This window comes from Streptomyces alfalfae (assembly GCF_004127445.1).
In the GTDB taxonomy this organism is placed as follows: Bacteria; Actinomycetota; Actinomycetes; order Streptomycetales; family Streptomycetaceae; genus Streptomyces; species Streptomyces alfalfae.
Genome location: NZ_QEXM01000046.1, coordinates 92,667 through 110,255 on the forward strand (window position 1 = coordinate 92,667; position 17,589 = coordinate 110,255).

A 17,589-nucleotide genomic window follows, 5' to 3' on the forward strand; every position below is an offset into this window, starting at 1 on the left:
TCTCAGGCCTGCCGTGAGGCCAGTTCGACCACCGTGATGTCCGAGGGCGCCCCGACCCGCACCGGCGGGCCCCACGCGCCCGCCCCGCGGCTGACGTAGAGCTGGGTGTCGCCGTACCGTTCCAGGCCCGCGAGCGTCGGGTTGGCCAGGTCGGCCACGAGGTTGCCCGGCCAGAGCTGGCCGCCGTGGGTGTGGCCGGACAGCTGGAGGTCCACGCCGTGCTCGACGGCGTCGTGGATCACGACCGGCTGGTGGGCCAGCAGCACCGAGGCCCGCGCGCGGTCCCGGTCGCCGAGCGCGGCGGCGAAGTCGGGGCCCGCGCCCTCGTCCTCACCGGCCACGTCGTCGACGCCCGCGAGGTCGAAGCCGGGCAGTTCGGCACGGGCGTTGCGCAGCGGACGCAGGCCGAGTTCCCGTACGTGGTCGACCCACTGGTCGGCCCCGGAGAAGTACTCGTGGTTGCCGGTGACGAAGTACGCGCCGTGCCGCGCCCGGAGCCCGGCGAGCGGCGCCGCGGCCGGGCCGAGGTTCTCGACGCTGCCGTCCACCAGGTCGCCGACCACGGCGACCAGGTCGGGCTGCGTGGCGTTGATCGTGTCGACGACGCGCTGCGTGAAGCCGCGGCCGAGGATCGGGCCGAGGTGGACGTCGCTGACCACGGCGATCCGGAAGCCGTGCGCGGCGCGCGGCAGTTTGGCCAGCGGAACCGTGAGCCGCTTGACCTTGGGGCCGCTGAGCACGCCGTGCGCCCCGTAGCCGACGGTCCCCACGGCGGCCGTCGCCACGGCGCCCCCGACGATCCGGGAGACGAAGAGACGGCGGGAGGGGGCGGACGCGGCGGGGGGTGTGGGGGTGGACGCGGTGGCGCCGGTTCCGGGCGTGGGCTGCTCCGGCTCGGGCCGCCCGGAAGCCGGCTCCTCGGGGGCCGGCTCCACCGAAGTCCCCTCCTCCGAGGCAGGCTTCGGACCGGCAGCGGCCGCGACGGCGACCGGCCTCTGCTCGGCGGCGGGCCTCTCCGCGGGCGCCGTCCCGCCCCCGCGGGATTCCACCCAGCGGCGCAGCAGCGGACGTGCCAGCTCTCCCACGAGCAGTGCGAGCAGCAGGTAGAGCGAGAGGGCCAGCCACAGGAAGCCGGGCCAGGCGAGGATGCGCTGGAGCAGGAAGGGCGCTCCCGCCCGCTCGGCCAGGAGGGCGGCGAACGTGAGCACCGGGGCGACGGCGAACAGCACCGTGCCGGCCCGCCGGGCGGGCCCGGGGCCGGCGGTGGTGTCCCGCACCAGGCGGCGCCACGCGAACCAGTGCAGGGCCGCGAAGGCGGCGAGGACGAGGAGGCCCACCAGGACCGCGATGACGACCATGGCTATGAGGTTCTCCGCAGTGCACGGACTCCACGGAACCCGATGACCCCTACCACCGTCCCCAAGACAAAGGAGACAACGGCAAGCGTCAGGTGCACCCAGAAGTAGCCGGTCGGGTTGTCCGCGTCGTCGAAGGCGAGCCCGCTGCCGTCCTTCCACAGGTTCTTGACGAAAGTGATCCAGATGAACCAGCTCCACACCCCGAAGGCGAGCAGGAACCAGGAGACAGGGCGGCTGAGCTTCATACGTTCAGTATCGCGATCCGGCCTGTCGAACCGCTCCCGGGGTGGGGACGGCACGGCGGGACGCACCTCGGCGCCGGGTGCCACGGCCGCCACCTGTACGTTCACGTCCGTGCCTGCCTTGAGAAAAGCCGCCTTGCTGCTCGCTTCCGCGACCATGCTGACCCTGTCGACCACGGCGCCCGCCCTCGCGGACGACAAGCCGGACGACGGGCAGCCCAAGCCGCCCTCCTCCATGTCGACGGTCGGCGGTGCGAGGCTCGGCAAGCCCGGCACCCAGGTGCGGCTGAAGCAGGGCGCCCCGGTGCTGCCCAAGGACCTCTCGGCGCGCTCCTGGATGGTGTCGGACGCGGAGTCGGGCGAGGTGCTCGCCGCGCACAACGCGCACTGGCGGCTGCCTCCGGCGAGCACCCTGAAGATGCTGTTCGCGGACACGGTCCTGCCGAAGTTCCCCAAGAGCCAGAAGCACGAGGTCAAGCTCTCCGACCTGGAAGGCGTCGGCGCGGGCAGCAGCCTGGTCGGCATCAAGGAGAACGAGACGTACACCGTCCACGACCTGTGGCTCGGTGTCTTCCTGCGCTCGGGCAACGACGCGGTGCACGTCCTGTCCGCGATGAACGACGGCGTGCAGCAGACCGTCAAGGACATGCAGGAGCACGCCGAGGAGCTCCAGGCGCTCGACACGCACGTCGTCTCGCCCGACGGCTACGACGAGAAGGGGCAGGTCTCCTCGGCGTACGACCTGACGCTGTTCGCCCGGTCGGGGCTGCAGAAGAAGGACTTCCGCGAGTACTGCTCGACGGCCACCGCCCAGTTCCCCGGTGAGACGAAGAAGATCACCAAGGGCAAGGACAAGGGCAAGACCAAGCGCGGGTCGTTCGGGATCCAGAACACCAACCGGCTGCTTACCGGCGCCGACGGGGTCAGCGCCTACAAGGGCATCGCCGGTGTCAAGAACGGCAGCACCACCAACGCGGGCAACACCTTCACCGGGGTCGCCGAGCGCGACGGCAAGGTCCTCCTGGTGACGGTCATGAACCCCTCGTCCGGGGAGCCGCACGCGGTGTACAAGGAGACCGCGCGGCTCCTCGACTGGGGTTTCGAGGCGGCGGACAAGGTCGAGCCCGTGGGCGAGCTCGTGGCCCCGAAGGGTGCGACCGGTTCGGGCAAGGGCGCTCCCGGCGGCGGCAAGGGTGACGCCGCCGCGAAGATGGCGCACACGTCCGGCGGGGGTTCCAGCGGCATGGGCGTCGCCCTCGGGGTGGCGGGCGGTGTGGTCCTGCTGCTCGGTGCGGGCGCCTTCGTGCTCAGGCGCCGGATGCCGCTCCCGGGGCAGGCCGGCCGGCGGACTCCGCGGGACTGACGGCGGGCGGCTCGGCACGGGGGGCGCTCTGCGCGCCGCCCGCGCCATCCGTGTCGTCCGCGCCCTTCGTGTCATCCGCGTCGGCCGTGCGTGACGCCTTCCGCGTCGCCGTCCACGCGGCGCAGAACAGCAGCAGCTTCGCCGTGAGGTTGATCCACAGCAGCAGGGCGACGGGCACGCCGAAGGCGCCGTACATGCTCTTCGCGGCGACGCCCTTCATGTAGCCGCCGAGCAGCAGCTTGAGCAGTTCAAAGCCGGCGGCGCCGATGAGGGCGGCGGTGACGAGGTCTCGGCGGTGCGGCTGCACGCCGGGCAGCAGTGTCAGGACGTAGAGCAGCAGCAGGAAGTCCGCGAGGATGGCGATCGCGAACGCCATGGCCTGGAGCAGCGCGGCGCCCCAGCCGGTCTCGTCGATGCCGATGAGGCGGGCCGTCCAGCCGACGGCGACCGAGGCGAGGCCGGAGGCCGCGAACGAGGCGAGGCCCGCGCCGCCGAGCCCGAGGAGCACCCCGGCGTCCTTGGCCTTGCGCAGGAAGGGGTTCTCCTCCTCGTCCTCGCACTCCCAGACGGCCCGCAGGCACTCCCGCATGGAGCCGACCCAGCCGATGCCGGTGAACAGCAGCAGGGCGCCCGCGATGAGGCCGACCGTGCCCGCGTTGGCGACGAGGGCGTCCAGGTCGAGCTGGTCGGAGATGCCGGGCACCTGCTCGGCGAGCTTGTCCTTGAGGGTGTCCTGCTGCTCGGCGGAGAGGGTGGCGGCGGCGACCGCCGCGGCGACGGTGAGCAGCGGGAAGAGCGCCAGGAAGCTGATGAAGGTCATCGCGGCGGCGAGGCGGGTCCAGTGGACCTCGTCGAGCCGTTCGTAGGCGTGCCACGCGTGCGTGCGCATGCCCTTGACCACCAGGGGCCCGATGCCGGGAAGTCTCTTCAGCCAGTCCATGACGCCTCTCCGCCCGCTGCCGCGCCCTTCGCCGTCCCCGCCGTCTCGCGGGACACCCGGAAGACCAGGGTCCGGGTACCCCAGAATCGCAGGGCGGTGGCCAGCGCCATGCCGATGCCCGCCCCGGAGACGGTGTCGGCGCGCTGCGAGGTGAGGCCGAGGCCGTAGTGCGACACGGCGATGCAGAGCAGTTGGACGAGGGCGCCCGCGATGTTGACGGCGAAGAAGACCACGTACTGGCGCAGCCGTGACACCCGCGCGGCCCTGCGCCGGTAGGTGCCGAGGGCGTTGCCCGCGTACGCCACGGAGCAGCCCGCCACGAAGGACAGGGCCTTGGCGGTCAGCGGGTCGAGGCCGGCGGGGCCGCGCAGCCAGATGAAGAGGCCGAGGTCGGCGGCGTAGGCGCAGACGCCGGCGGCGGCGAAGCCGAGGATTTCGGGGCCCATCGCCCGCAGCCGTTCGCGCGGGGAGGGCCCGGCCCGCCTCCGGCCGGGTTCCGGGGGCCGGGTGGGCGGCGTCACCAGTCCGCGACCGCGAGGCCGTACAGGGCCACCCAGACGACGCCGATCACGGCCAGGGCCCGGTCCCGCAGGACGACGTCCTCCGGCTCGCCGGCGGCGCCCCGGTCGGCGAACACGGCGTAGCGCAGGACCGCGAGGATGAAGGCCGCCATGGAGAGCTGGCGCCAGGGCAGCGTGCCGCCGTCGGCGGTGCCGCCCTCCTCCATGGCCCACAGGCAGTACGCGAGGACGGCGACGCCCGCGGCGAGCTGCCATACGAAGCGCAGATAGCCCGTGGTGTATTCGGTGAGCAACGCGCGCGTGGCGCCCGGTCTGCCGGGGCCCGCGGACATCTGGACGGCTTCGGAGTAGCGCTTGGCGGAGACCATGAAGAGCGCGCCGAAGCCGGTGGTGATCAGGAACCACCGCGAGAGCGGGATGCCGAGCGCGAGGCCGCCGATCATGGCGCGCATCAGGAAGCCGGTCGTGACGATCGTGAGGTCGACGACGAGGACGTGCTTGAGGCTGACGCAGTACGCGAGTTGCATGACGACGTACGCGGCCAGGAGGCCCGCGGTCAGCGGGGTGCACAGGACGACGGCGGCGGTGGGCGCGAGGACGGCGAGGAGCCCGCCCACCGCGTACGCGACGGGCGCCGGCACCTGTCCGGCGGCCACGGGTCTGCGGCACTTGGTGGGGTGGGCGCGGTCGGCGTCGGCGTCCCGCGCGTCGTTGATGAGGTAGACGGCGGACGCGGCGGCCGTGAACAGCGCGAAGACGAGGACGAGTTGGACGGCCGCGTGGCGCGAGAAGAGCTCGCCCGCCGCCGCGGGGGCGGCGACGACGAGGACGTTCTTCACCCACTGGCGGGGCCGCGCGGTCTTCAGGAGGCCCAGGGGCAGGCCCAGGGCCGTCGGCCGGGGCGGATCGAGGGCGGCCGCGGCGAGGTCCGGCGCGGCGGCGGAACGTTCGGGCACGGCTGCGGAGCGCTCAGACACGGCTGCGGTCCCCGTTCATCCAGCGGGCGCCCAGGCGGGCGGTGAGCGCGCCCAGCGCCGCGCCCGCGGCCACGTCCGAGGGGTAGTGGACGCCGACGACCATCCGGGAGACGCACACGGCGGCGGCCAGTGGCGGCACGAGGCGGGCTCCGGCGGGGCGCAGCGCGCCGTACGCGACGGCCGCGGCGGCCGAGGACGTGGCGTGGGAACTGGGGAAGGAGTGCCGGCCCGCGGTGCGCACGAGGGGCGCCGCGCCGTCCGGTCCCTCCGGGCGCGGCCTGCGGACGACCCGCTTGACGGCCATGCTCGTCACATGGGCGGCGACGGTGAGCGCCGTGCCGCGCAGCCAGGCGCCGCGCCGCTCGCGGTCCACGGCGGCGCCGACGAGACCGGCGGCGATCCACAGGGCGCCGTGTTCACCGCCCCGGGACAGGGCGCGGGCCGCCGCGGCGATGCGCGGGTCGGTCCCGCAGTCGCGCAGGGCCGACAGCAACCGGTGGTCCATGTCGTGCATGTGGCCTCGTTTTCGAAGACGTTCGACGACGTTCGAGAGGTGGGCGTGGAGGTGGGCGTGGAAGTGGGCTCGGGGACGGGCGGGGAGGTGGGCATCTCTTCATCCGGGCAGTTCAACTCTCTAAGGGATCAGCCCGATTATTAGGTCAATACAGGGTGACACTCCCCTAATCACCCATTTCGGTGAGAGCGCGGACGATCCTGAGCAAATCCCCCTCCATCCGGCGCTACCGTCGTGGCCATGCCTGCCGACTCCCCTTCCGTGGCGCCCTTCGAAGCCGTCTCCGTCTCCGGCTGGGGGCGCACGGCCCCGACCACCGCCCGGCTGGTGAGACCCCGCACACAGGAGGAGGCGGCGGCCGCGGTGCTCGGCTGCGGCGAGCGCGGCGGCATCGCCAGGGGCCTCGGCCGGGCCTACGGGGACGCCGCGCAGAACGCGGGCGGCGACGTCTTCGACATGACGGGCCTGGACCGGGTGCACACCATCGACGCCGACGCGGGCACCGTCGTCTGCGACGCGGGCGTCTCGCTGCACCACCTGATGGAGGTCCTGCTCCCCCTCGGCTGGTTCGTGCCCGTCACCCCGGGCACGCGCTACGTCACCGTCGGCGGGGCCATCGGCGCCGACATCCACGGCAAGAACCACCACGGCTCCGGCGCCTTCGCCCGCCACGTCCTCGCGATGGACCTGCTCACGGCCGACGGCGCGGTCCGCACCCTCGTGCCCGGCACGCCCCTGTTCGACGCCACGGCGGGCGGCATGGGCCTGACCGGTGTGATCCTGTCGGCGACCGTGCGGCTCCAGCCGGTCGAGACGTCCCTGATGAGCGTGGACACCGAACGCGCGACGGACCTCGACGACCTGATGGCCCGGCTCACCGCCACCGACCACCGCTACCGCTACTCGGTGGCCTGGATCGACCTCCTCGCCCGCGGCGCGGCCATGGGCCGCTCGGTCCTCACCCGCGGCGACCACGCCCCCCTGGACGCCCTCCCGGCACGGGCACGCGCGCGCAGGGCTCCCCTCGCCTTCCGCCCGGGGCAGCTCCCCGCCGCCCCCTCCTTCGTCCCCGAAGGGCTCCTCGGCAGGAGGTCCGTGGGCCTCTTCAACGAGCTCTGGTACCGCAAGGCGCCTCGCTGGCGCACCGGGGAGCTGCAGAAGATCTCCACCTTCTTCCACCCGCTGGACGGCGTCCCGCACTGGAACCGCGTCTACGGCCGCGGCGGCTTCGTGCAGTACCAGTTCGTCGTCGGCTACGGCAAGGAAGAGGCCCTGCGCCGCGTCGTGCGCCGCATCTCCGAGCGCGGCTGCCCGTCCTTCCTCGCCGTCCTGAAGCGCTTCGGCGACGCCGACCCCGGGTGGCTGTCGTTCCCGATGCCGGGCTGGACGCTCGCGCTCGACATCCCGGCGAACCTGCCGGGGCTCGGCGCCTTCCTCGACGAATTGGACGAGGAGGTGGCCGCCGCCGACGGGCGCGTCTACCTCGCCAAGGACTCACGGCTGCGGCCCGAGATGCTCGCCGGGATGTACCCCCGGCTCGACGACTTCCGCGCCCTGCGGGCCGAGCTCGACCCGCGCGGCGTGTTCCGCTCGGACCTCTCGCGCCGCCTCGCCCTCTAGCAGCCCCCGCCCGCCAGAGACCTCGCCCGCCAGGAGATCGGTACTCATGAAAGACGCCTTCGGCACCCCCCAGTCCCTGCTCGTCCTCGGCGGCGCCTCCGAGATCGGCCTCGCCACCGCGCGACGCCTCGTCGTGCGCCGCACCCGCACCGTGTGGCTGGCGGGACGCCCGTCCCCGGCCCTCGACGAGGCTGCCGCGGGCCTGCGCGACCTGGGCGCCGACGTGCGGACCACCGCCTTCGACGCGCTCGACCCCGAGTCCCACGAGGAGGGCCTCGGCAAGGTCTTCGCCGAGGGCGACATCGACATGGTGCTGCTCGCCTTCGGCGTCCTCGGCGACCAGGCGCGCGACGAGGACGAACCCCTCTCGGCGGTGCGCGTAGCCCAGACCAACTACACCGGGGCCATCTCCTCCGGCCTGGTCTGCGCGCGGGCGCTGCAGACGCAGGGCCACGGCTCCCTGGTGGTGCTCTCCTCGGTGGCGGGCGAGCGGGCACGCCGCTCCAACTTCATCTACGGCTCCAGCAAGGCCGGCCTCGACGCCTTCACCCAGGGCCTCGGCGACGCGCTGCACGGCACCGGGGTGCACGTGATGGTCGTCCGCCCCGGCTTCGTCCGCTCGAAGATGACCGCGGGCCTGGAGGAGGCCCCCATGTCGACCACGCCCGACGCGGTGGCGGCGGCCATCGAGACGGGGCTGCGGCGTCGCTCGGAGACGGTGTGGGTGCCCGGGAAGCTGCGGGTGGTGATGTCGGCGCTGCGCCACGTGCCGAGGCCGCTGTTCCGGCGCCTGCCGATCTGACGGCGCCGCCGGGGCCCGGCCCCGGCCGCCGCCCGGGTCAGCGGGTGGGCAGCGTGCCGCGGGCCGCCGGGGGCGAGGCCTGGGACGGCACCATGGGGCCGCCGAAGTCGAAGTCGCGCAGCTTGCGCCAGATGCCGTCCGTGCCCTGTTCGTAGAGCGCGAAGCCGGTGCAGGGCCAGGCGGCCTCGTACTCCGAGAGCTCCGCGTACGCCCGGTCCATGGCCTCCTCGGAGATGCCGTGGGCCACCGTGACGTGTGGGTGGTACGGGAACTGCAGTTCGCGTGCCATCGGCCCCGACGCGTCCCGCACCCTCTTCTGGAGCCAGGAGCAGGCCGCGCCGCCCTCCACGACCTGCACGAAGACGACCGGCGACAGCGGCCGGAACGTGCCCGTCCCCGACAGGCGCATCGGGAAGGGCCGCCCGGCCGCCGCGACCGACATCAGATGCGACTCAACCGCGGGCAGCGCGGACGCGTCCACTTCGGTGGGAGGCAGCAGGGTCACATGCGTGGGGATGCCGTGCGCCGCGGGGTCCCCGAAGCCCGCGCGCCGCTCCTGGAGCAGGCTGCCGTGTGGCTCCGGGACCGCGATCGAGACGCCGATCGTTACGGTCCCCACGTCGTACTCCTGTCGTCGTGTCGATGGGCAGGGGGCGCTGCTCGCCGTGCAGCGCGGGTGCGGTTGTCGTGCCGGGTGCGGTGGGGCTCAGTGCTTGGCGGGCAGGAAACCCACCTTGTCGTACGCCTGCGCGAGGGTCTCGGCGGCGACGGCACGGGCCTTCTCCGCGCCCTTGGCCAGGATCGAGTCCAGCGTCTCCGGGTCACCCAGATATTCCTGGGTGCGGTCCCGGAACGGGGTCACGAACTCGACCATGACCTCGGCGAGGTCGGTCTTGAGCGCACCGTAGCCCTTGCCGGCGTACTTCTGCTCCAGTTCCGCGATACCGGCGCCGGTGAGCGTGGAGTAGATGCTGAGGAGGTTGCTGACGCCGGGCTTCTCGGCCACGTCGTAGCGGATGACGGTGTCCGTGTCGGTGACGGCGCTCTTGACCTTCTTGGCGGTGGCCTTGGGCTCGTCCAGGAGGTTGATCAGGCCCTTCGGCGTGGACGCCGACTTGCTCATCTTGATCGACGGGTCCTGGAGGTCGTAGATCTTCGCCGTCTCCTTGAGGATGTACGCCGAGGGCACGGTGAACGTCTCGCCGAGGCGGGCGTTGAAACGCTCGGCGAGATCGCGGGTCAGCTCGATGTGCTGGCGCTGGTCCTCACCGACCGGGACCTCGTTGGCCTGGTAGAGCAGGATGTCCGCGACCTGGAGGACCGGGTACGTGAAGAGGCCCACGGAGGCCCTGTCGGCGCCGTGCCTGGCCGACTTGTCCTTGAACTGCGTCATCCGGGAGGCCTCGCCGAAGCCGGTGAGGCAGTTCATGACCCAGGCGAGCTGGGCGTGCTCGGGGACGTGGCTCTGGACGAAGAGCGTGCAGCGCTCGGGGTCGAGACCCGCGGCGAGCAGCTGGGCCGCGGCGAGCCGGGTGTTGGCGCGCAGCTCCGCGGGGTCCTGCGGGACCGTGATCGCGTGCAGGTCCACCACCATGTAGAAGGCGTCGTGGGACTCCTGGAGGGCGACCCACTGGCGCACGGCGCCGAGGTAGTTGCCGAGGTGGAACGAGCCGGCGGTGGGCTGGATACCGGAGAGCACACGAGGACGTTCAGAGGCCATGCGGCCCATTCTCTCAGGTGACTCTCATAACTCGGAAACAGGTGTGTGGCAGGGGGGAACCGATTCGACCCGACCGGTGGAGCGCGGGGGACGCCGGGGCAGGGGGCGCCGTTGCCCATCCGCCAGTCGCCGCGCTGTCCAGCCCGCCCCGGCTGGCACGCCGATACGGCATGTTTCTTCGTCCGCGACACGAGCGACGATAGAACTTGGGCGCCACCTACACGCCACACCGCAGGACGATCGGAGAACCCGTGTCGACCATGTCATCACCGTTCGCGTCATCTTCCTCAGCGCAGCCGGCGACGCCCTCGCCGTCGTCCCCCTCGGCCACCGCGGAGTACATCGCGTCCGCCGAGGCGCACAGCGCGCACAACTACCATCCGCTCCCGATCGTGGTGGCCTCGGCCGAGGGCGCGTGGATGACCGACGTCGAGGGGCGCCGCTACCTCGACATGCTCGCCGGGTACTCCGCGCTCAACTTCGGGCACGGCAACCGCCGCCTGATCGACGCGGCCAAGGCCCAGCTGGAGCGGGTGACCCTGACGTCGCGGGCCTTCCACCACGACCGCTTCGCCGAGTTCTGCGCGCGCCTGGCCGAGCTGTGCGGCAAGGACATGGTGCTGCCGATGAACACCGGCGCCGAGGCCGTGGAGACGGCCGTGAAGACCGCGCGGAAGTGGGGCTACCGGGTCAAGGGCGTGCCGGAGGGCCGGGCGAAGATCGTCGTGGCGGCCGGGAACTTCCACGGCAGGACGACGACCATCATCAGCTTCTCCACGGACGAGGAGGCACGGGCCGACTACGGTCCGTACACGCCCGGCTTCGAGATCGTGCCCTACGGCGACGCGGCGGCGCTGCGGGCCGCCGTCACCGACGACACGGTGGCGGTGCTCATCGAGCCGATCCAGGGCGAGGCCGGGGTCCTCGTGCCGCCGCCCGGCTATCTGGCGGGGGTCAGGGAGCTGACCCGGGAGCGCGGGGTGCTCTTCATCGCGGACGAGATCCAGTCGGGGCTCGGCCGGACGGGCCGTACGTTCGCGTGCGAGCACGAGGGCGTGGTGCCGGACGTGTATCTGCTGGGCAAGGCGCTCGGCGGCGGGGTCGTGCCGGTGTCGGCGGTGGTCGCCGACGCCGATGTGCTCGGGGTGTTCAGGCCGGGCGAGCACGGGTCGACGTTCGGCGGCAACCCCCTGGCCTGCGCGGTGGGCCTGGAGGTGGTCGCGATGCTGTCCACGGGCGAGTTCCAGGCCCGCGCCACGGAGCTGGGCGATCATCTGCACGCCGAGCTGAACCTGCTGACCGGCGCCGGTGTGGTGACCGAGGTGCGCGGGCGCGGCCTGTGGGCGGGCGTCGACATCGCTCCGGGGCACGGCACGGGCCGCGAGGTCTCCGAGAAGCTGATGGACCGCGGGGTCCTGGTCAAGGACACCCATGGCGCGACGATCCGCATCGCTCCCCCGCTGGTGATCAGCAAGGAGGACCTGGACTGGGGCCTCGACCAGCTGCGGGCGGTGCTCGCCTAGCTTCGGACGCCGCCCGCCCGGCCACGGGCGGCGCCCGACGGGCTACGGCATGATCACGTGCGGCAGGAACCGCGCGTACTCGTCCGTGATGAGCCCCGTCGACTCCCTGATGCCGAGCCCGGCCGCCTCGTCCTCGACGACCCACGCGCCGAGGACGACGCGGTTGCCGTCGAAGTCGGGCAGCGGCGCGAACTCCTGGTAGCAGCAGGGCTCGTCGCGGACGGCCGGGGCGGCGCCGGGCTCGTGCACCGTGACGCCCGCGCCCTCGCGGCCCAGCAGGGGCTTGGCGACGTAGCCGCGTTCGCCGGCCAGCTCGCGCGGGCCGTCCAGATAGGCGGGGAGCAGGTTCGGGTGGCCGGGGTAGAGCTCCCACAGAACGGCGAGCAGCGCCTTGTTGGACAGGAGCATCTTCCAGGCGGGCTCGATCCAGAGCGTCGATCCGGTGCCGCCGCCGTTGTCGAGGGTCTCCAGGACGTGCGGGGCGAAGCGGTCCGTGGTCAGCCACTCCCACGGGTAGAGCTTGAAGCAGCCGCGCAGGAAGCGGAGCTTCTTGTCGACGAAGCGGCGCGAGAGGCGGTCCCAGCCGATGTCCTCCATGGCGATGGCCTCGGTGGCGAGGCCCGCCTGTTCGGCCGTCTCCCGGAGGTACGCCACCGTCATCAGGTCCTCGCCGAGTTCGTCGGCGGCGGAGTGGGCGAAGTACAGCGGGCCGCCGGGCGGCAGCAGCGCGGCCTGCTTCCTCCAGGCGTCGACGAGGCGTTCGTGCAGGGAGTTCCACTGGTCGGCGCCGGGGAAGCGCTCTTCCATCCAGAACCACTGCGGGCTCGCGGCCTCGACCAGGGAGGTGGGCGTGTCGGCGTTGTACTCCAGCAGCTTGGCCGGGCCGCTGCCGTCGTAGCGCAGGTCGAAGCGGCCGTAGAGGGACGGGAGTTCGGCGCGTCGGCGCCAGGCCTCGGTGACGGCGGCGGCCACGCGCGGGTCCGTGATGCCGAGGTCGGCGAGGCGGTCGTGGTCGACGATGTGCGCGGCGGCGGCCAGGCACATGGCGTGCAGCTCCTCGACGACCTCCTCCAGCGCCTCCACCTCGGGCAGCGAGAACACGTAGTACGCGCTCTCGTCCCAGTAAGGGCGCAGGGAGCCGTCGGGGTAGCGGGTGAGCGGATAGATGAGGCCCTGGTCCTCGACGGTCCGCTGCCAGCCGGGGCGCGGGTCGATGGCGCGGCGTTCCATGGCGTACGCGTCCTCGTCCCCGGGTCAGCCGCCGCCGCTGCCGCTGCCCGAGCAGCCGAAGCCGTCGCGGTCCACGGCCTCGCTGCGGCTGAAGGTGCCGTTGTCGGCGTGACGCCCCTCGACGTCCGCGTCGTAGTACCAGGCCGGGTCGGTGCGGCCCGAGGTCTTGCCCGTGCCGTGGGAGCCGGAGCCCCCGGTGCGGCTCTTGCCCGACGAACGCCCCGGCGAGGTCGTGCAGTTCTTGTCGGCGACGACCTTGTAGCCGAGGAACGTGTCGTAGCTGTCCCGGTCCACGCACCGCCGGTCCGGGTCCGAGCCGCAGGACGTCAGGGTCGCCGCGAGGACGCCCATGCCGCCGAGCACGACCGTGCTGGACCGCAGCCGCCGTGGCTTGTTCTTCTCCGCCATTGGTGTGCTCCCCCGTTCACCGTGCCCCGCCGTGCCGTGTGGCGGGCGGGCGGCCCGGACACGCGCGTCCGGCCGGCGTTCAGCGTAGGCAACACGCCGCGCCCCGCGCCGGCCGCCCACCCCCGGTGTCCGCCGTGTGCCTGTTGCGCCGCCTTTGCCTTGTGGCCGCCGCCTGCCGCCGTCACGGAAGGACCCGGCACAGGGCCGCGAGGGCGCCGGTCCACGCATGCTCCGCCGGGGTGCCGTAGCCGACGACCAGCGCGTCGCCCTGCTGGGCCGCCGCGAGGGGGTGGCGGAAGCGGGAGAGGCCCTGCACGGCCAGGCGCTCCCAGTTGGCGGCCTCGACCACGGAGTTCTCGGTGCCCGGAGGGAGTTCGACGACCGCGTGGAGGCCGGCGGCGATGCCCGTGGCGCGGGTCCCGGGGGCCTGCTCGGCGAGGGCGGCCACGAGCTGGTCCCTGCGGCGCCGGTAGCGAAGCCTGGCGGCGCGCACATGGCGGTCGTACGCGCCGGAGGTGATGAACTCCGCCAGGGTGAGCTGGTCGAGGGCGCCGCAGGACCAGCCCGCCGCGTCCTTCTCGCCGAGTGCCTCGTCCCGCAGCCCGGCCGGGAGCACCATCCACCCGATGCGCAGTCCCGGCGCGAGGGACTTGCTGGCCGTGCCGAGGTAGACGACGTGCTCGGGGCCGAGGCCCTGGAGCGCGCCGACGGGCTGGCGGTCGTAGCGGAACTCCCCGTCGTAGTCGTCCTCCAGGATCAGCCCGCCCTCGCGCCGGGCCCAGTCGACGGCCGCCGCGCGCCGCTCGGGGCGCAGCGGCATCCCCATCGGGAACTGGTGCGCCGGGGTGAGCAGCACCGCCTTCGCCGCGCCCGCGCCGCCGGTGAGGTCCGCGACCACCGTGCCGAGCCCGTCGAAGCCGAGGGGCGCCGTCCGCAGGCCCGCCCGGTGCAGCAGCTTCCAGTGGATGTCCAGGCCGTACGACTCCACGCCCACCTGCCGCTGCCCCCGGGCCCGCAGCACCCGGCCGAGGATCGACAGGGCGTGCGCGAACCCGGCGGTCACGACGATGCGGTCGGGGTCCGCGTGCACGCCGCGGGCCCGCGCGAGGTACCCGGCCAGGGCCTCGCGCAGCTCCACCCGGCCGCGGGGGTCGCCGTACCCGAGGGCGTCGTTCGGAGCCGCGGCGAGCGCGCGCCGGGCCGCCTTGAGCCACTCGGCGCGCGGGAAAGCGGAGAGGTCGGGCTTGCCCGGGGTCAGGTCGTACGTCGGCTCCCCGCCCCTCCTGCGGGGCGACGCGGCCCGCTCGGGCGGCGTGACGACCCGCTCGGCGACCCGGGTGCCCGAGCCCTGCCGGGCCGTCAGCCAGCCCTCGGCGACCAGGTCGGCGTACGCGTCGGCGACGGTGTTCCGGGCGATGCCCAGGTCGACGGCGAGGGAGCGGGAGGACGGCAGCCGCGTGCCCGGCGCGAGCCTGCCGCCGCGCACCGCCGCCCGCAGCGCGTCCGTGAGGCCCTTGCGGACACCGTGGCGGGAGGCGTCGCCGCCCGTCTCCAGATGCAGGTCGACGCCGAGATTGGCCCACGTTTCTCCCATGGAAATGGACCATACCGCTGGGCTGCATCGAGCCTAGGCTCGACCGCATGACGACCATGGACGAGACCGGCGCCGGAACCGACACCACCACGGAGTACCTGCACGAGCACACCCCCCGCCTGGCCTGGGCCACCCACGCCCCCGAGGTCTTCAAGGCCATGATCAAGCTGGACGCGGCGGCCCGTAAGGGCCTCGACCCGGTCATCTACGAGCTGGTCAAGATCCGCGCCTCGCAGATCAACCGCTGCGCACTCTGCCTCGACATGCACGCCAAGGACGCGCTCGCGGCGGGCGAGAGCGTCGAGCGGATCGTCCAGCTCAGCGCGTGGGAGGAGTCGCGGCACTTCTACACCGCCAAGGAGATCGCCGCGATCGAGCTGACCGAGGCCGTCACCGTCCTGACCGACGGTTTCGTGCCGGACGAGGTGTACGCGAAGGCCGCCGAGCACTTCGACGAGGCCGAGCTGACGCAGCTCATCGCCGCGATCACCGTCATCAACGCCTGGAACCGCTTCGGCGTGACGACGCGCCAGGTGCCGGGCCACTACAAGCCGGGCGACCACAAGTGACCGTCGGCGCCGCGCCGCACCCCGGTCCCCGGACGACGTGCCTGGACCCGGGTGTGGCGGGCGCGATGAGCGCGCTGAGCGCCGCCGCCAAGCGGGGGCTCGGCGACCCCGTGCTCGCCGAACTGGTGATGGTGCGCGCCTCGCAGATCAACGCGTGCGCGTTCTGCCTCGACATGCACGTGGACCTCGCGCTGGAGCGGGGCGAGACGCCGAAGCGGATCGCGCTGCTCGACGCCTGGGCGGAGGCCGGGGACCTGTTCACCGAACGGGAGCGCGCGGCCCTCGCGCTGACCGAGGCGGTCACGGTCCTGACCGCGGACGCCGTCCCCGACGCGACGTACGCGCGGGCCGCCGAGCACTTCGGCGACGCCGGGCTCGCCCACCTCATCGCCCTGATCACCGTCATCAACGGCTGGAACCGGCTGATGGTCAGCCGCCGCATCGCACCCGGAGGCCCCGCATGGTGAACCACGTCGAGACGCTGCGCGCCCTGCACCACGGGCGGACGCCCGGGGACCCGCTGGTCCTGCCGGGGCCGTGGGACGCGGTCAGTGCCCGCACGTTCGAGGCGGCGGGCAGCCCCGCGCTCGCGACGCCCAGCGCGGGGATCGCCCTGTCCCTCGGGTACGAGGACGGCCAGGTGCCGCCGGACGAGATGTTCGCGGCGGTCGCGCGGATCACGCGGTCCGTCTCCGTGCCGGTGACCGCGGACATCGAGGCCGGGTACGGGCTCCCGCCCGCGGAGCTGGTCGAGCGGCTCCTGGAGGCGGGCGCGGTCGGCTGCAACCTGGAGGACTCCAGGGACGGCGTCCTCAAGGACCCGGCGGAGCAGGCGGACTTCCTCGCGGCGGTACGGCAGGCCGCGGGCGACCGGGTCTTCGTCAACGCCCGCGTGGACACGTTCCTGCGGGGCGTCGCGGAGCCGGGCCCCGCGATCGAACGGGCCCGGCTGTACGTGGCCGCGGGCGCGGACTGCGTCTACCCGATCCTGGCGCCCGCCGAGGTGGTCCCCGCGCTGCGGGCGGGCATCGAGGGGCCGCTCAACGTGGTCGCCCTGCCGGACGGCCCCGGCCCCCGGGAACTGGGGGAACGGGGCGCCACGAGGATCACGTTCGGGCCCGGCCTGCTGCACCGGACCATGGCCGCCCTGCAGGCGATGGCGAAGGAACTGGTCTAGACACGCCGGCGCCGGGTGCTCGAAGAGGTCACCCGGCGCCGGGTGCACGACGCGGGCAGCGGGGTCACTCGGGGAGCCACGCCCGCCACGTGGACTCGTTCTTCTTGATCCAGGACTTCGCCGCGGCGTCCGGCGACATCTTCTTGTCCGCGATCATCAGGGAGACCTCGTTCTGGTCCTCCTCCGACCACCGGAAGTTCTTCAGGAACTCCGCGGCCTCGCCGCCCTTCTTCGCGAAGTCCGCGTTGAAGTACTTCTGCAGCGGCGTGTGCGGATAGGCACACTTGATCTTGGCGGGGTCGGCGTCGCAGCCCTCCTTGTACGCGGGCAGCTTCACCTCCGTCATCGGCACCTTCTCGAACAGCCACTGCGGCTTGTACCAGTAGGTGAGGAACGGCTTCTTCTGCTTGGCGAACTGCTCGATCTGGGTGATCTGCGCGGCCTCGGACCCGGCGAAGACGACCTCGTAGTCCAGGCCCAGGTTCTTCACCAGGGCCTTGTCGTTCGTCACGTACGACGGGGAGCCGTCCATGAGCTGGCCCTTGCTGCCGCTCTCGGACGTCTTGAACTGGTCGGCGTACTTGTTGAGGTTCTTCCAGTCCGTGACGTCCGGGTGCTTCTTCGCGAAGTACGTGGGGACGTACCAGCCGATGTGCCCGGTGACGCCGACGTCGCCGCCGCGGACGATCGTCTTCTTGTCCTTGACGTACCGCTGTTCCTGTTCGGGGTGGCCCCAGTCCTCCAGGATCGCGTCGACGCGGCCCTGGCTGAGGGCGTCCCAGGCGGGGACCTCGTCGATCTGGACCTTGTCGACGCGGTAGCCCAGCTCGTTCTTGAGCAGGTACTCGGCGACCGCGACGTCCGCCTGCGCGCCGACCCAGGACTGGACCGAGAGGGTCACGGTCTTGGCGCCCTCGGCGTTGGCGTACGGGGACGCCTGCTTGGTCATGTCGGCCGCGCCGCAGCCGGAGAGCGCGAGCAGCGCCCCGCCGGCCGTGACGGCACTCATGACACGCGTACGAGTGCGCATG

At 72.9% G+C, this 17,589-nt stretch carries 19 protein-coding genes; 7 read left to right on the forward strand and 12 right to left on the reverse strand.

Annotated elements, in window-relative coordinates:
• Positions 1 to 2: 2 nt before the first annotated feature.
• Both DCW30_RS28805 and DCW30_RS28810 read right to left on the reverse strand, forming a co-directional pair.
• Entirely contained in the window at positions 3 to 1,358 is a 1,356-nt protein-coding gene (locus DCW30_RS28805; protein WP_076684887.1) for a metallophosphoesterase, read from the reverse strand.
• A gap of 2 nt (positions 1,359 to 1,360) precedes the next feature.
• A complete protein-coding gene (locus DCW30_RS28810; RefSeq protein ID WP_062778448.1) occupies positions 1,361 to 1,603 on the reverse strand; it encodes an SCO4848 family membrane protein in 243 nt (80 codons plus the stop codon).
• A 109-nt stretch (positions 1,604 to 1,712) separates the two neighbouring features.
• Between DCW30_RS28810 and DCW30_RS28815 the strand changes: the two genes are divergently transcribed.
• A complete protein-coding gene (locus DCW30_RS28815) occupies positions 1,713 to 2,963 on the forward strand; it encodes a D-alanyl-D-alanine carboxypeptidase family protein (protein WP_463403240.1) in 1,251 nt (416 codons plus the stop codon).
• Here DCW30_RS28815 and DCW30_RS28820 read toward each other — a convergent pair.
• From DCW30_RS28820 to DCW30_RS28835, 4 genes are all read right to left on the reverse strand, one after another.
• On the reverse strand, positions 2,908 to 3,903 hold the full coding sequence (locus DCW30_RS28820) for a YihY/virulence factor BrkB family protein (RefSeq protein ID WP_076684889.1): 996 nt from the start codon (positions 3,901 to 3,903) through the stop codon (positions 2,908 to 2,910). The two genes, DCW30_RS28815 and DCW30_RS28820, sit on opposite strands and share 56 nt — an antisense overlap.
• Positions 3,891 to 4,349 (reverse strand): GtrA family protein, encoded by a 459-nt coding sequence (locus DCW30_RS28825; RefSeq protein WP_076684890.1) that lies wholly within the window; start codon positions 4,347 to 4,349, stop codon positions 3,891 to 3,893. The genes DCW30_RS28820 and DCW30_RS28825 overlap by 13 nt, the downstream gene beginning before the upstream one ends.
• 71 nt (positions 4,350 to 4,420) lie before the next feature.
• A complete protein-coding gene (locus tag DCW30_RS28830) occupies positions 4,421 to 5,311 on the reverse strand; it encodes a decaprenyl-phosphate phosphoribosyltransferase (RefSeq protein WP_232627179.1) in 891 nt (296 codons plus the stop codon).
• 82 nt (positions 5,312 to 5,393) lie between these two features.
• A complete protein-coding gene (locus tag DCW30_RS28835; protein ID WP_076684892.1) occupies positions 5,394 to 5,915 on the reverse strand; it encodes a phosphatase PAP2 family protein in 522 nt (173 codons plus the stop codon).
• Between the two features lie 240 nt (positions 5,916 to 6,155).
• On the opposite strand from DCW30_RS28835, the gene DCW30_RS28840 reads away from it, so the two are divergent.
• Both DCW30_RS28840 and DCW30_RS28845 read left to right on the forward strand, forming a co-directional pair.
• Complete coding sequence (locus tag DCW30_RS28840) at positions 6,156 to 7,535, forward strand: decaprenylphosphoryl-beta-D-ribose oxidase (RefSeq protein ID WP_076688945.1); 1,380 nt, start codon at positions 6,156 to 6,158, stop codon at positions 7,533 to 7,535.
• Positions 7,536 to 7,581: 46 nt separating this feature from the next.
• Positions 7,582 to 8,337 carry a decaprenylphospho-beta-D-erythro-pentofuranosid-2-ulose 2-reductase gene (locus tag DCW30_RS28845; protein WP_062778385.1) on the forward strand — a complete coding sequence of 252 codons (756 nt, stop codon included), beginning with the start codon at positions 7,582 to 7,584 and terminating at the stop codon, positions 8,335 to 8,337.
• A 37-nt stretch (positions 8,338 to 8,374) separates the two neighbouring features.
• Here the strand turns inward: DCW30_RS28845 and DCW30_RS28850 are convergent, their stop codons facing one another.
• Positions 8,375 to 8,956, reverse strand: coding sequence for a 2'-5' RNA ligase family protein (locus DCW30_RS28850; RefSeq protein ID WP_062778388.1), 582 nt, complete (start codon positions 8,954 to 8,956; stop codon positions 8,375 to 8,377).
• 87 nt (positions 8,957 to 9,043) lie between these two features.
• Positions 9,044 to 10,057, reverse strand: coding sequence for a tryptophan--tRNA ligase (gene trpS, locus DCW30_RS28855; RefSeq protein ID WP_062778452.1), 1,014 nt, complete (start codon positions 10,055 to 10,057; stop codon positions 9,044 to 9,046).
• 260 nt (positions 10,058 to 10,317) lie between these two features.
• Here trpS and rocD point away from each other — a divergent pair, with 260 nt between their 5' ends.
• Positions 10,318 to 11,580 (forward strand): ornithine--oxo-acid transaminase, encoded by a 1,263-nt coding sequence (gene rocD, locus DCW30_RS28860; RefSeq protein WP_237283389.1) that lies wholly within the window; start codon positions 10,318 to 10,320, stop codon positions 11,578 to 11,580.
• A 42-nt stretch (positions 11,581 to 11,622) separates the two neighbouring features.
• On the opposite strand, the gene DCW30_RS28865 is transcribed toward rocD, so the two are convergent.
• The 3 genes from DCW30_RS28865 to pdxR form a co-directional block, all read right to left on the reverse strand.
• Positions 11,623 to 12,810 carry a glutathionylspermidine synthase family protein gene (locus DCW30_RS28865; RefSeq protein WP_076684893.1) on the reverse strand — a complete coding sequence of 396 codons (1,188 nt, stop codon included), beginning with the start codon at positions 12,808 to 12,810 and terminating at the stop codon, positions 11,623 to 11,625.
• Between the two features lie 24 nt (positions 12,811 to 12,834).
• Positions 12,835 to 13,218, reverse strand: coding sequence for a hypothetical protein (locus DCW30_RS28870; RefSeq protein ID WP_076684894.1), 384 nt, complete (start codon positions 13,216 to 13,218; stop codon positions 12,835 to 12,837).
• 181 nt (positions 13,219 to 13,399) lie between these two features.
• Positions 13,400 to 14,812, reverse strand: a complete 1,413-nt coding sequence (pdxR, locus tag DCW30_RS28875) for a MocR-like pyridoxine biosynthesis transcription factor PdxR (RefSeq protein ID WP_076684895.1) — start codon at positions 14,810 to 14,812, stop codon at positions 13,400 to 13,402.
• Between the two features lie 47 nt (positions 14,813 to 14,859).
• Here pdxR and DCW30_RS28880 point away from each other — a divergent pair, with 47 nt between their 5' ends.
• The 3 genes from DCW30_RS28880 (at position 14,860) to DCW30_RS28890 (ending at position 16,558) form a co-directional block, all read left to right on the forward strand.
• Positions 14,860 to 15,381, forward strand: a complete 522-nt coding sequence (locus tag DCW30_RS28880) for a carboxymuconolactone decarboxylase family protein (protein ID WP_076684896.1) — start codon at positions 14,860 to 14,862, stop codon at positions 15,379 to 15,381.
• A gap of 65 nt (positions 15,382 to 15,446) precedes the next feature.
• Positions 15,447 to 15,848, forward strand: coding sequence for a carboxymuconolactone decarboxylase family protein (locus tag DCW30_RS28885; RefSeq protein WP_062778458.1), 402 nt, complete (start codon positions 15,447 to 15,449; stop codon positions 15,846 to 15,848).
• Complete coding sequence (locus tag DCW30_RS28890; RefSeq protein ID WP_076688951.1) at positions 15,845 to 16,558, forward strand: isocitrate lyase/PEP mutase family protein; 714 nt, start codon at positions 15,845 to 15,847, stop codon at positions 16,556 to 16,558. Before DCW30_RS28885 ends, DCW30_RS28890 begins: the two co-directional genes overlap by 4 nt.
• A 64-nt stretch (positions 16,559 to 16,622) precedes the next feature.
• Here the strand turns inward: DCW30_RS28890 and DCW30_RS28895 are convergent, their stop codons facing one another.
• Complete coding sequence (locus DCW30_RS28895; protein ID WP_076684897.1) at positions 16,623 to 17,588, reverse strand: ABC transporter substrate-binding protein; 966 nt, start codon at positions 17,586 to 17,588, stop codon at positions 16,623 to 16,625.
• Position 17,589 lies beyond the last annotated feature (1 nt).